Annotated in this window: 12 protein-coding genes; 5 read left to right on the top strand and 7 right to left on the bottom strand. The window is 43.7% G+C overall.

Going from position 1 to position 12,993, the window contains the following annotated elements; genetic code table 11:
- On the bottom strand, positions 1–770 hold a 770-nt coding region (locus tag OH460_RS20365; RefSeq protein WP_269999311.1), incomplete at its 3' end, for an Ig-like domain-containing protein.
- A gap of 443 nt (positions 771–1,213) precedes the next feature.
- Here OH460_RS20365 and OH460_RS20360 point away from each other — a divergent pair.
- From OH460_RS20360 to OH460_RS20345, 4 genes are all read left to right on the top strand, one after another.
- Positions 1,214–2,479 (top strand): TolC family outer membrane protein, encoded by a 1,266-nt coding sequence (locus OH460_RS20360; protein ID WP_061033501.1) that lies wholly within the window; start codon positions 1,214–1,216, stop codon positions 2,477–2,479.
- Positions 2,479–3,096 carry an OmpA family protein gene (locus OH460_RS20355; RefSeq protein WP_061033465.1) on the top strand — a complete coding sequence of 206 codons (618 nt, stop codon included), beginning with the start codon at positions 2,479–2,481 and terminating at the stop codon, positions 3,094–3,096. The genes OH460_RS20360 and OH460_RS20355 overlap by 1 nt, the downstream gene beginning before the upstream one ends.
- A 134-nt stretch (positions 3,097–3,230) precedes the next feature.
- Positions 3,231–3,581, top strand: a complete 351-nt coding sequence (locus OH460_RS20350) for a DUF2750 domain-containing protein (RefSeq protein WP_269999310.1) — start codon at positions 3,231–3,233, stop codon at positions 3,579–3,581.
- Between the two features lie 354 nt (positions 3,582–3,935).
- Positions 3,936–5,777 (top strand): diguanylate cyclase domain-containing protein, encoded by a 1,842-nt coding sequence (locus OH460_RS20345; RefSeq protein WP_443088692.1) that lies wholly within the window; start codon positions 3,936–3,938, stop codon positions 5,775–5,777.
- Here OH460_RS20345 and queC read toward each other — a convergent pair.
- Together queC and queE are read right to left on the bottom strand one after the other, a co-directional pair.
- Positions 5,737–6,432: a 7-cyano-7-deazaguanine synthase QueC gene (gene queC / locus OH460_RS20340; protein WP_269999308.1), complete on the bottom strand. Its 696-nt coding sequence runs from the start codon at positions 6,430–6,432 to the stop codon at positions 5,737–5,739. The two genes, OH460_RS20345 and queC, sit on opposite strands and share 41 nt — an antisense overlap.
- 63 nt (positions 6,433–6,495) lie before the next feature.
- Complete coding sequence (queE, locus tag OH460_RS20335; RefSeq protein ID WP_333482714.1) at positions 6,496–7,164, bottom strand: 7-carboxy-7-deazaguanine synthase QueE; 669 nt, start codon at positions 7,162–7,164, stop codon at positions 6,496–6,498.
- A gap of 184 nt (positions 7,165–7,348) precedes the next feature.
- Here queE and OH460_RS20330 point away from each other — a divergent pair, with 184 nt between their 5' ends.
- Positions 7,349–8,158: a Cof-type HAD-IIB family hydrolase gene (locus OH460_RS20330; RefSeq protein ID WP_269999306.1), complete on the top strand. Its 810-nt coding sequence runs from the start codon at positions 7,349–7,351 to the stop codon at positions 8,156–8,158.
- 73 nt (positions 8,159–8,231) lie between these two features.
- Here OH460_RS20330 and OH460_RS20325 read toward each other — a convergent pair whose 3' ends face one another.
- The 4 genes from OH460_RS20325 to OH460_RS20310 all read right to left on the bottom strand — a co-directional run bounded on the left by OH460_RS20325 (position 8,232) and on the right by OH460_RS20310 (position 12,937).
- The gene (locus OH460_RS20325) at positions 8,232–9,644 is read right to left on the bottom strand and encodes a bifunctional NUDIX hydrolase/phosphatase PAP2 family protein (RefSeq protein ID WP_269999305.1); all 1,413 of its coding nucleotides are present in this window, start codon (positions 9,642–9,644) and stop codon (positions 8,232–8,234) included.
- 83 nt (positions 9,645–9,727) lie between these two features.
- Positions 9,728–10,207: a GNAT family N-acetyltransferase gene (locus OH460_RS20320; protein WP_269999304.1), complete on the bottom strand. Its 480-nt coding sequence runs from the start codon at positions 10,205–10,207 to the stop codon at positions 9,728–9,730.
- Between the two features lie 190 nt (positions 10,208–10,397).
- On the bottom strand, positions 10,398–10,808 hold the full coding sequence (locus tag OH460_RS20315) for a glycine zipper domain-containing protein (protein WP_008220839.1): 411 nt from the start codon (positions 10,806–10,808) through the stop codon (positions 10,398–10,400).
- A gap of 224 nt (positions 10,809–11,032) precedes the next feature.
- A complete protein-coding gene (locus OH460_RS20310; RefSeq protein ID WP_269999303.1) occupies positions 11,033–12,937 on the bottom strand; it encodes a propionyl-CoA synthetase in 1,905 nt (634 codons plus the stop codon).
- Positions 12,938–12,993: the final 56 nt, after the last annotated feature.

The following is a 12,993-nucleotide window of genomic DNA, read 5'->3' as shown; positions in this document are numbered from 1 at the left end:
GGCGCATCATCAACAGGCAACACACCAACATTTACGGTAATAGTATCAGTACCACCTTGGCCATCGGATACCACAACAGAGAAACTATCATCACCATTGAAGTCATCGTTTGGAGTATAAGTCCAGCTTCCGTCACTATTTAAAACAACAGATCCATTGTCGGGAGATTGTGACAAGCTAAACGTAAGAGCGTCATTATCGCCGTCAAAAGCACTCAATATACCGCTGACTGGGGTATCTTCATCCGTTGTGAACGTGACAGTATCTCCAACAACGACATTGTTGGAATCTGTAAATAGAGGGGCGCTATTTGATTGAGTTGAAGATTCTGAGATAGAGCGATAAGCATCAAGTAGGCTCAAGCTTTGTGTACGAGACATACCCAACGCTTCGAAACCTGTAGTGACGAAATCAGTACCAGGGATCGTTTCTTCGCCATCTCGCTCAATTGTACCACTAGTACCTAAGCTAGAACCATTTTGACCAGCAGCGGTTGCGAACTCTTCGCCTAATTCTGCAGGGTCTTGACCTTCTTCTAAGGCTGCGAATATATCAGCAATATCTTGGTCGAGTTCAATCTCACCATCTTCTGGTGAGAAACGCTTCACGGATACATCAGGGCTATTTGATTCATTTAGAGATTCAAGAATGACATCTCCCGCCTGAAGTGGCTCGCCTTCTTCTAGGACTTTAATCGCGCCATCTGTTGAAATAACAATGCGCTGGCCCAGTGCTAGTGCGCCAGCCAAATTCAAAGTCGTCATGTCCATATTAACCCCTAAAACCCATCTTTTGTCATCAACGTCAAAATAGTGACATCTTTTTATAATATTAGTTAGAATATAACATCTAAAAACACATCATTCATAGTTATGATTTCATTATTTAACAACCTTAGACGCAAGGTAATGACAATGCTCACAACAAGTAACAATTCAGGTGCCTAAAACATCAATATAAGTTATTGTGTTAGCGAAAGATAATTCGAATACAAATAAAAGATTTCAGTGCTCAAAATCAAAATAAAACGCACGATGATCGGTTAACAAATTTACAACCATTTACGGCAGCTTCTAGAGCGAACGTTATTTTTTTGGCGGTTCACCTAAATTTTGTGTCTTTATCAAGTAAAGCTCATATTTCGGTGTCAGTCCATTTGGGGAGATGGAAATTGAATTGCATTCAAGCAACAACATTAGGATTAGCGATAGCGCTGAGTTTGCCGGCTGGCGCACAAACCTTAGAGCAGGCTGTAGCATTTACTTTAGAAAGTAACCCTGAAATCAAAAGTGCTTACAACGAGTATATTAGTAAACGTTACTTGAATGATGCATCAGGGGGAGCCTACCGACCAAGTATCGATTTAGATGGAGGTATTGGTTATGAGCACACGGACCTTGCCACGAACGCCGATACAACTGACCTCACTCGCAAAGAAGCGACAATTACGTTAACCCAATTGATATGGGATGGCTCAAACACATCAAATGATATCGACCGTACTGCAGCAGACGCTGAGTCTGTTCGCTATCAATTACTGTCTAACGCGCAAGACATCGCATTAGAAGTAACGAAAGTCTACCTTGATGCAGTTAAGGCCTATGAAGTTCTTTCTCTCTCTGAAAGTAACCTAGCGACACACAAAGAGATATACAGTGATATTCGTAAGCGCGTGGAGTCAGGAATTGGCTCGACAGCAGATATGTCTCAAGTAGAAGCTCGTATTGCTAAAGCACATGGTAACTTACTCGCAGCTCAAAATAACTTGTTTGACACTCACACTCAATTTAAGCGACTTGTCGGACAATCTCCGCTAGGTCTAACCTTTCCTCGCGCCGATGCTGGTGCTATTCCATACACTGTTGATGGCGCCCTAGCAAAAGCCTTCAATCAACACCCTGTGATCAAGATAGCTCAAGCCGACGTTGATTCAGCAAAGTTTCAGTATAAGCAGTCGAAAAGCACCAACTACCCAACAGTGTCTTTTGAAGCAGCGCAAACCTGGCGTGATGATGCCGGAGGTACAGAAGGGAGTAGTGATGAATTCTCCGCGATGGTTCGCTTAAGATACAATCTTTATAATGGTGGTTCAGATCAAGACCGCGCTGAAAGTGCCGCGTACCAACTGAACAAAGCCAAGGATCTTCGTGAGAGCACGTACCGCAATGTCGAAGAGAGTTTACGCCTTTCCTGGAGTGCTCTGGATTTGACGGTCCAGCAAAAAGAATTCCTATCTGACCACGTAGACTCGGCATCAGATACGGTTATTTCATATGAGAAACAATACCGCATCGGTAAACGAACCCTACTCGACTTGCTCAATACAGAGAATGAATTGTTTGAAGCTCGTAAAGGCTATTTAGATGCCAAGTATGACGAGCAATACGCAAAATATCGCGTTATGAACGCAACTGGTAATCTACTTACTGGCTTACGAGTAGAGATCCCTGAAGAATGGAATGAAAAGGTGGAATATTAATGAAGCTAACAAACACAGTTTTATCGCTTTGCTTCATGGTTGTATCTACCCATGCTTTAGCTGACAACAATGAAGATGAATTTGAGTATCGTGCGCTTCCGCCTGTCACTCAAATTTACGATCTACAAGATGACGACAACGATGGCGTAATCAATGCGCGTGATTTGTGTGCCGATACGCAGATTGGTGCAGAAATAGATAACGACGGTTGTGGTTCATATTTCGAGTCGTCGGAGAAGAAAGAGCTCCATATACTCTTCGCCAATAACTCTACAGAAATTAACCCTGCTTTCCTCAATCAGATACGCCAAATGGCTGCCTTTTTGAAACGTTACGAAAGCACCACCATTGAACTGCAAGGTTACGCTAGTAAGGTTGGCAATGCCGAACACAACTTAATGCTGTCAAAAGAACGTGCTGCCAACGTTAGACGCGCACTTATCAGTAACGGTATCCAACCTTCTAGAGTCAATATCGTTGGTCATGGTGATTCTGAGTTCAGTAGCAATGACACTGAAATCAACCACGCCCTTCACCGTAAAGTCGTTGCTTCCGTTGCCGGGTTTAAAGGCAATATCAAAGAAGAATGGCATATTTTCACTAAGATTAAGAAGTAACCCTCCCTACTTTAACCATACTGAAACGTTATCTTAAGTTCACGTTTCAGTATGGTTATAATTCCTTGAATAGCATATACCTAAGCCGTCTATAATGTTAATCTTGCCACGTTATCAACATAGAGAATTAATCCATGAGCAAACTAACAGCTGATACTCAAGCAAATCTAGAACTTTTCGTTTCTGAAACAAAAGAAACTAAACTGGTATGGGGCCTTCGCAACGAAGAAGGTTGGCTAGCATGTGACTCAAGTGAATTCGAAAACAGCGAAGTGATGCCTTTCTGGTCTTCAAAAGAAGATGCTCAAACTCACAACGTTGAAGAGTGGGCTGACTTTGAAGTACTAGAAATTCCTCTAGACATCTTTGTCGAAGATTGGCTACTAACTCTTGCTGAAGATGGCGTACTAGTCGGTGTTAACTGGAACGAATCTCTAGAAGGCAAAGAGCTTGAGCCTTCTGACCTAGCGAAATTATACATCTAATTTCAAGTATCGGCCGTGCAAATTGTACGGCCGATATCTCTCTGATAAAACTAAATAAATTAGAGATCCCGTTCGCAACCCCTGCCACAAACACCCTTCAAAAATTGAAGCAAGATCAAACTAATCATAGAATATCGTTCTTTATCTAATTGATAGCTTCTTGTGACACGTTCTCTTTTCCTTAGCTTTATATTTTTGGTTAGTTTTGTTACACACAGCCAACCAGTTAGTCCAAGTCTCTCTTTAGACTCACCTATCACTTTGCCAAGCGCATCTGATATAAGCACTCCAAACGCTGATTGGAATGCACTTTACCTATCAATTTTGAAGCACTCTCCTGAACGTGCGTTAAACATGCTGCAAACACGCTATACGAGCTCGACTGTTTACGGTGATAAGCTTTACCTATCATCTCTCCTCTATCAATACATGAGTCATCGCGATCAACCCTTCTATGGCATAGCTTCCAATGACAGCGAATACCAGGCAATTGAAAATGCGTTTCTTTCTGCGCTGATGAAAGACGGCAAAGGTCAATATGAAGAGGCACAGCAAGGCTTTTTGACCCTGTTAGCGAAGATGCAATCGCGCAGCGATTTAACCGGAAGAGCGCTACTGAAATACCAACTATGCCGATCCCTGAACGAGCAAGCGAAGTACCATCAAGCGAACTATTACTGCTCAGCTCTTCAATCCGATCTGCATAACATCGCCGACCCTGTATTGCCAAAATTCGGGACTTATCGAGTCATCGCCAACAATCACCATTTCCGTAGTGACTATCAAGCAGCGCTAAACACCTATCTAGCATTGATTAACGTATTTCCACAAGGGCATGATATTTCTGGAATCTACAATGATGTGGGTAATTTGCTCAAAGAACTAAAGCAATACGATAAATCGGCGCAGTATTTGAAAGAAGCGCTAGCACTCAGAGCTGATGCTTCAGATTTAATGAAAGCTCAAGTACACCACAGCTTAGCTGACCTATATCTGAATCAAGGGGAAAATGATTTAGCGATTACCCATTTTAAGCAAGCTAAAGTATTACTGAGTACCTCATATCATAACTACGGCATCGCTCTAACCAACCTTGGTTTGGGTAAAGCGTACACACAAACCAATGAGTATGATCTAGCAAGAAGCTATTTAGTCGACGCTCTTTCTGCTTCCAGCGAGCTCAACAATAATGTCATTCGAATCAACGCTTACTTAGCAATCAGCAATATGTTCGAAGATCGGAAGTTAATGAAAGAAGCACTCAATTATGCCCAACAAGCTCTAGCGCTAGCCGAACAAGTTACAAGGCATAAGTACATCGCAGAATCCCTTCTTCAGCTTTCTGATATTCATCAATCACTGGGCGATTACCAGCAAGCGTTTTACTTTTACCAACGTTACTCGTCCATACAGATGGAAGCACGAGATATTGATAACCGGTTAGCCTTTGAAGCACTAGACCTAACTCACGCTAAATATGAACAAGAGTTGGAAAGCTCCTTTCTGGCACATCAGACGAAACTCGACCGCATTCAAATTGAAAAGATGGAACATCAAAGGTGGATGTACAACATCACCGTGATCCTATTGTTATGTGCAGCGAGCTTTACAGTATTGGTAAACAGAACCGTTCGTGCAAAAGCAGCCATTGACGCAATGACAAAAGCGTACGGTCGCACCGAAATATTACGAAGAATTAAGCGAGTAAAACGCTGTCAAGGCAAGGACAAGCAACACGTTCTTGTTTTGCTCGACCTAGATAAGTTTAAAAAGATAAATGACCAACATGGCCACCCTACTGGCGACAGAGCACTCGTTCATGTTAGTCAGCAAATAAGAAAACACTTAATGAATGGTGAATTGTTTGGTCGTTTAGGTGGTGAGGAGTTTGTGATCATGCTGACCGACATAAAACCTGCTGAAGTACGAGAGCGTGTTGAAGAGTTGCACTACGCCATATCAAGCACGGTCTTCTTATCAGAAAGTAAAAAGCCACTTAATGTAACCGCGAGTTTTGCTTACTTAGCAACCTCAAACGCATTAAGTGACTTTGATGACTTGTATTCAGTTCTTGATCAAGCGTTGTATCAAGCAAAGAGCAACGGCCGAAACTGCATCATCGATGCCTATAACGAGCCTATTGATTTACCAGAAGTTATTTATTCTCAGCCTGTTTGCGAACCAACTCAGCCATGATGCTTTCGCGGTCACCGACGTAATCATTGAGACCGACTTTACGTAATTCACACGCTGGACAATCGCCACAACCATCACCGATGATGCCGTTGTAACAAGTCAGAGTTTTATTGCGCACTAGCTCAAGTGCTGAGTATTGATCGGCTAAGGCCCAAGTTTCAGCCTTGTTTAGCCACATTAGTGGCGTTTTGATGTCCAGCTGCTTATCCATACCTTGTACTAACGCAGAGTTCATCGCTTTTACAAAGTCATTGCGACAATCAGGGTAGCCAGAGAAGTCTGTTTCACACACACCGGTAATCACCGTTTCAGCGCCAATTTGGTACGCGTAAATGCCAGCCAGTGTTAAGAAAAGAATATTGCGACCAGGAACAAACGAGTTTGGCAAACCGTTCTCTTGCAGTTCATGAGAAACCGGAATATCGTCACGAGTTAAAGAGCTAATAGCTAGCTCATTTAATAGAGTCACATCCATCACTTTGTGCGCTTTCACGCCTAACTCTTTAGCTAGTGATTCAGCGACTTCAATCTCGAGTTTATGACGCTGACCATAGTCAAACGTAATCGCATGAACTTCATCATACTCTTTTAATGCTTGAACTAGACACGTGGTTGAGTCTTGACCACCACTAAATACTACAACTGCTTTTTTCATTTCCATTCCTACCTAAAACTGACGAGCTTTCTACAACGGGTAAGTACTCTACAAAGTCACAAACTATGCGATGCTCAAGTACTTATGAGTTTGAATTGATAAGCGCCAATTGCGCTCAATGCAGGTATCAATACAAAGCTTCGTCGCACGATCTTTTTGGCTAATTGGTTGTAGAGCAATAACAGTATCGTCAGATACTTCTGCTCGTTCCAGTAAACCATCAAGTTGCTCGATGTCCTTACTTGTTCCTACTGGGTGCTTAATCTCGTTAGCACGCTGTAAAGCGCTGTCTAAGATTTCCAGTTTCGCTTTCATTGCCACCTTAGGTGACACCGTAATCCAAGTATCAGGTGTCGCTTTGACTTCAGATGTACCGCTAGTCTCAATTTGGCAGCGACAGCCGTGTTTCTCAAATGCTTCAGTAAGAGGGACAAGATCATAAATACATGGCTCACCACCTGTAATCACAATGTGTTTAGCCGTGTAACCTTGCTTGATATATTCATTGACGATTCCTTGAGCATCAATAGAAGACCAAGTCGGTGAATCCTCTGTCTTAACCATGATATCACCAAGGCTAGTCTCGTCTTCTGGCAAAGCTTCCCATGTCTGTTTGGTATCACACCAAGAACAGCCTACAGGGCAAATTTGCAGACGAACAAAAACAGCAGGAACGCCGGTAAACACGCCCTCACCCTGGATGGTTTCAAACATTTCGTTAATCTTGTACAACTTTCCCTCAGCTCAATCATTTGATGAAATTAATCAACCGCAGACCTTAAAGCACTTACCCCATTTGGTCAAACAAATGAGTACTGATAAATCAGTTGATCAAAGCCCTAGCCTGAAGTTTCAAGTTCCCTTATCCTTTCGCCCATTAGATTTCGTTAGCTTTTAATTTTTAGTAAGGAACAACATGTACAAACTGATTGCTCTTGATATGGACGGTACACTTCTCAACAGTGACAAAGTGATTTCTCAAGAGAACAAAGACGCAATTGCTAAAGCTCGCGCTGCGGGTGTGAAAGTCGTTCTGGCTTCTGGCCGCCCTTTAGAAGGCATGCAAAGCAAACTCGATGAGCTTTCAATTAACGGCGAGGATGACTTTGTACTCTTCTACAATGGCTCTATGGTTCAGAATGTATCAACAAAAGAGATCATTCATAGCGAGATCAGTAATGGTAAAGCAGCAAAAGAAATCGCTGCACTTGCCGAGCAGCTTGGTGGCTATGTCCATGCATTCAGCAAAGTTCATGGTTTAATTACACCAGAGAACAACGAATACACCGGCATTGAGGCGCGCATTAACGGCTTAGATATTACCGAATTCGATTTTTCTCAGTTGGAAGACGACCACGAAATCATTAAAACCATGATTGTTGCTGAGCCAACGAAACTGACAGACATCATCAGTAAATTGCCACAACAGCTTAAGAATCAGTTTACTATTGTTCAGAGCGCACCTTTTTTCTTAGAGTTCCTAAATCCGAACTCGAACAAAGGTGTCGGTATTGAAGCCATTGCCAAACACCTAGGCATTACAGCCGAAGAAGTAATCTGTATGGGCGACGCTGAGAATGACCACCATATGCTTGAATACGCGGGCCTTGGCATTGCAATGGAGAACGCAATGGAAGAAACCAAAAAAATCGCCGATCATATCACTGCAAGCAACGACGACCATGGTGTAGCGGTAGCGATTGAAAAGTTTATCTTCAACTCGTAACGATTAGATGCCAAATCATTGAGACTAAAAAGGCTGTGCAGTGCACAGCCTTTTTTATTTAGCAGGTCATTCGCTATTTTCTTGCCCAAGGCAAACGAAATGCCACAACACCAAACAAAATCAAAATTGGGAAGCGTAATGTCTCAACAATAAATGAAGCGATACCACTAAAAGAAACAAAGCTACCAGCCCAGCTAATCAATAGGTTTCCCGCTAACAAGATCACCATAACACCAAGAACAATCTTAAATGAGAACTGGCCGGTTAAAGGTTTAGAGTCCGTTAACGTCACCAGGCAAGCAATGGTCATTAAAATAGCGACCCAGAATGAGAACGTTGGCAGTGGCCAGATAACTGTAAGTACGATTGATAGTAGGCATAAGCCCCACCACACGCCTTTGGAGCTTAATAGCACACTAATATCAACATCGGGTTTACTATCAAGTCTCACTATATGCCAAGTCGTTAAGGCGCCTAACAAACCGCCCATCAACACATCACTGAAAAATGCACTGCCCGTATAAGCTTTAAACAGCATAATCCAAAGTAGCCCGGCAAGTACAATCAGTATCGACTTCTGCTCAAAAAGACATTTTAGCTTCCACAGCACCAACAAAGTTAAACTCACCCAAAGCGCTGCCAACAAACTTGGAAAACTATAACCACTGCTCATCACTAATTTCAATGTTGGGAGATAAGCGTGTGGACGTGGGAAACCAAACCCTTGGTGCGCTATCAAAGTCAGCAGTGTCACTGATATCAAGGTGAAACCGAACTTCAACGCAAAGTTACGACCAAAATGCCAAGCGATTAATGGCAAAATCACAATGAAAGCCCACGGTTTTGCGAGTAGATCGGTCAATAGAACCGTATTAGAAAAGATACTAGGTAGGTTATCGAACATGTTTTGCAGCGAAACAATCCAACCTAGTTCAACTTGATGAACTTTTGGCGCGGCACCCACCAGCTCCGTCACATAAGTCACAGGCTGATTTGTCGCCGAAAGAAACAGCTCATTAATCTCAGACCACTGTTCCGGGTAGCGGTATTCATTTGCTGGTAGCGCAGTAGGAGGAAGCAACATCGCCCTGCTCACTTCGACGCCATAATGCGGAGCAAACCAAATAGGTAACTCAAAGCCACCTATTTCGTTTCGAGCTTGATAACTGATCACCTCAGAATCTGAGATACAATCATAAATAACAGCGCTGTCAGTGTAACCAAGTACATCACCAACCGTTACGGATAGCCCCGCTTCTTCCCAGGTTTCGCGCTGCGCTGCGATAGCAGGTGATTCACCGGCGACTACGGTGCCTCCTGGGAGAGACAATTGCCCCGTGATCAGCTCATCAACTAGCACAATTTGATTGTCAGCACGTACTACACACAAGGCGCCCGCAATATGATCAGGCAAGGTGTTGTTTGCCAAAGCGGGAGTAGTACTCAACAGAGAAATAATAAAAATCAATAGATATCGAATAGCCAACGAATTTACCTACAAATAATAGAAGAAATGGAGACTGCTATCGCAGTTGAACTATTGTAATGAAACACACACAAAATCGCTGTCTATGTTTTGTGCAAAGCCTTTCTCATCCATTGAATGTGAGGTGTGAACCCCATTTTTTGATAGAAGTCCTTGGCAGGAGAGTTAAAATCCCAAACCTCGACGAACACTTGCGTTACACCATAGTCTTCGAAAGTGGATTCGATACGCTCAAACAACGCCTGAGCAACATCCGCTTTTCGGTATTCCGGTAAAACAAAAAGCTCATCGACACTCCCCATCTGAACCGGCTTGCTCACTGTGGAGATAAGCTCGCAGAAATGCCCTGAAATGAAGCCAACAATCAGCTCACCTTTTAATGCTACATACACCAAGCATTCAGGGTCATCCAAGTATCTTGCAATACTCTTCTCCTGCTCGATCTCTTCAGCCGTCTTAAAGTGCTCAGGACAAGCAATATGATGGTGATGGTGAAGATCAAACATCAATTCATTAAGTTGCTCTAGATCGGTGTGCTTTGCAGCTCTAAGTGTGACGTTCATTATGAGTACGGTTCTCAGCCCAATTAATTATCTAAACAGAGTCTAGTTTACTTGCCATCACTAGCTATACAAGTGATTGAATTAATTCGTTGTTTGAACCGTGTATTTTAGATACAAAAATGACCACGTTGTTGTGGTCATTCGCGTTGAGATGGGATGGTTGTTAACCCTATTGGGCAAGAGTCGAGCGTTATGCACCGTCGCCTTTTTTCTCGTCTTTGCCTTCCTTGAGCTCAGCAAGCTGCTGCTCCAGCTCAATTAACTTAATTTCCGCTTCAACTTCAGCGACTCGCTTCTCCGCATCAGTGCGGTTATCTTGCGACAAGCCATCAGCAGTCACTTGAGTTCGCTGAGCATTTCTCGCATCATCCGTATCCTTCATTGAACCCGCGACACCACCAGTAACACCACCCAACGCAGCACCTTTAACGGCCAAGCTTGCATCTCCAGTCAGTGCACCCGCTGTCGCTCCTAGTAACGCACCGCCTACCGCACCACGATTTCGTGCAGCATTCTCATTTTCGTTATCCATTGCCGGTGATGCACAGCCAGAAAGAGTCACAATCAGTGTCGCTAAAAGAAAAGGTTTAGTGAATGTCATAGGAGTCTCGCTTCGTTCTTCGTTTGGATTGACGCCATATTAAGCAGACGAACGAACAAGATAAATAAACGCAAGTTTAGATGAAACATAATGGCCTGCTATGTATAACCCAATTTATGCATAACGAAATACTAAGTGCTTTGTGAGCCAGGGTTCTCTTCCCCAGACACAAAAAAGGCGATCCCATCGGATCGCCTATTAACCTGTATCAAATGAACCTCGCCCTATTTTCCGAGCTTTTGTGCGATCTCAGTTAAGCTTGTTGGGTCATCAATCGTCGAAGGTACTACGTATTGTTCACCTTCTGCAATTTGACGTATGGTTCTTCGTAAGATTTTACCAGAACGCGTCTTAGGCAATCTCTCGACTACTAAGGCTTGCTTGAAGCAGGCGACAGCACCAATCTCATTTCGAACCTTACCCACTAACTCAGCTTGAAGGTCTTCTCCATCCACTTTCACTCCATCTTTAAGAACAACCAATCCGAGAGGAAGCTGACCTTTTAAATCATCGTGAATACCAACCACGGCACATTCAGCTATGGCAGGGTGACCACCAACAATCTCCTCCATTTCACCAGTAGACAAACGATGCCCCGCGACATTTATCACATCATCAATTCGGCCCATGATAAATAGATAGCCGTCTTCATCAAGGTAACCGCCATCTCCCGAGACGTAGTACCCTGGGAATTGGCTTAAATAACCCGATTCAAACCTATCGTGGTTGCGCCATACCGTCGGTAAGCAACCAGGTGGAAGTGGTCGTTTTAATGCCACGAAACCTTGTTGGTTAGCTTGTGCAGGCTCACCCAACTCGTTGAGGATCTCCACTTGATAACCCGGCACAGGTTTAGTTGAAGAACCCGCTTTCACAGGTAAAGACTCAAGTCCTGTAGGATTAGCTGAGATAGCCCAACCAGTCTCAGTTTGCCACCAATGGTCGATAACTGGTTTATTCGTCTGAGATTCAACCCAGTCCAACGTTGGTGGGTCTAAACGCTCTCCTGCCATGAAAATCGACTTGAGTGACGATAAGTCATACTTGCTAAGTAACTCGCCTGCCGGATCTTCTTTCTTAATCGCTCGAAATGCGGTTGGAGCAGAAAACAATACATCGACTTTGTATTCTTCACACACTCGCCAAAATGCACCGGGATCTGGCGTTCGTACTGGCTTACCTTCAAACAAAATGGTCGTACAACCATGAATCAATGGCGCATACACAATATAGGAATGCCCAACGACCCAACCGACATCAGAAGCAGCCCAAAACACACCGTCTTGCGGCATATCGTAGATAGTGCTCATCGAGTATTTCAACGCAACCGCATGACCACCATTATCACGTACAACCCCTTTTGGTTTACCTGTCGTTCCAGAGGTATACAGTATATATAGTGGGTCTGTTGCAAGAACAGGTACACACACATGTGGCAAGGCATCCTCAACGGCTTGTTGCCAGAGTACATCGCGTTCGTTGTTCAATTCGGCTAGTGACTGCTCTCTTTGGAATACCACCACTTTTTCAGGCTTCCAGCGGCTGTCCATGATTGCGCGATCGACCATCGGTTTATATGGCAGCACCTTGTTAATCTCAACACCACAAGATGCAGTAATCAACACCTTCGGCTCGGCATCCTCAATTCGAACGGCAAGCTCATGAGGAGCGAATCCGCCAAACACAACCGAGTGAACCGCTCCCAGTCGAGCACAAGCCAACATTGCCATTGCCGCTTCAGGAATCATTGGCATGTAGATCACCACACGATCACCTTTGGTAACGCCTTGCGTGGCTAACATCCCAGCGACTTTAGCCACTTGGTTTCGCAATTGATTGTAAGTGTACGAGGATTGAGATCCGGTAACCGGAGAGTCGTAAATTAACGCGGTATTGTCACCACGGCCATTTTCACAATGATAATCCAAAGCCAACCAGCAAGTATTCATCACCCCATCAGGAAACCAACGTTCAATACCGTTATCGTCCGTTTGTAATATTGTTTTTGGAGACTCAAACCAATCAATGGCTTGTGATTGTGTTTCCCAGAACGAATTGGGATCTTCCCTCGCCCATTGATACTCGGTGATGTAATCCGTTTCTCTAGTCATTCGATTTGTAGCAGACATAGTGCCACCTCCATGATTCATCCATTTTCCAAGCGCCTGCCCTTTGGCAGTAGCAC

It is taken from the genome of Vibrio sp. Makdt, assembly GCF_027587015.1.
In the GTDB taxonomy this organism is placed as follows: Bacteria; Pseudomonadota; Gammaproteobacteria; order Enterobacterales; family Vibrionaceae; genus Vibrio; species Vibrio chagasii_B.
Note: the sequence above shows the minus strand (reverse complement) of the source record. Positions and strands in the feature narration are given on the sequence as shown.

Coding starts and splice junctions, on each gene's coding strand:
- OH460_RS20355 (WP_061033465.1), top strand. CDS start 2,479: ATGAAGCTAACAAACACAGTTTTATCGCTTTGCTTCATGGTTGTATCT.
- OH460_RS20350 (WP_269999310.1), top strand. CDS start 3,231: ATGAGCAAACTAACAGCTGATACTCAAGCAAATCTAGAACTTTTCGTT.
- OH460_RS20345 (WP_443088692.1), top strand. CDS start 3,936: ATGCTGCAAACACGCTATACGAGCTCGACTGTTTACGGTGATAAGCTT.
- queC (WP_269999308.1), bottom strand. CDS start 6,432: ATGAAAAAAGCAGTTGTAGTATTTAGTGGTGGTCAAGACTCAACCACG.
- OH460_RS20330 (WP_269999306.1), top strand. CDS start 7,349: ATGTACAAACTGATTGCTCTTGATATGGACGGTACACTTCTCAACAGT.
- OH460_RS20320 (WP_269999304.1), bottom strand. CDS start 10,207: ATGAACGTCACACTTAGAGCTGCAAAGCACACCGATCTAGAGCAACTT.
- OH460_RS20315 (WP_008220839.1), bottom strand. CDS start 10,808: ATGACATTCACTAAACCTTTTCTTTTAGCGACACTGATTGTGACTCTT.
- OH460_RS20310 (WP_269999303.1), bottom strand. CDS start 12,937: ATGTCTGCTACAAATCGAATGACTAGAGAAACGGATTACATCACCGAG.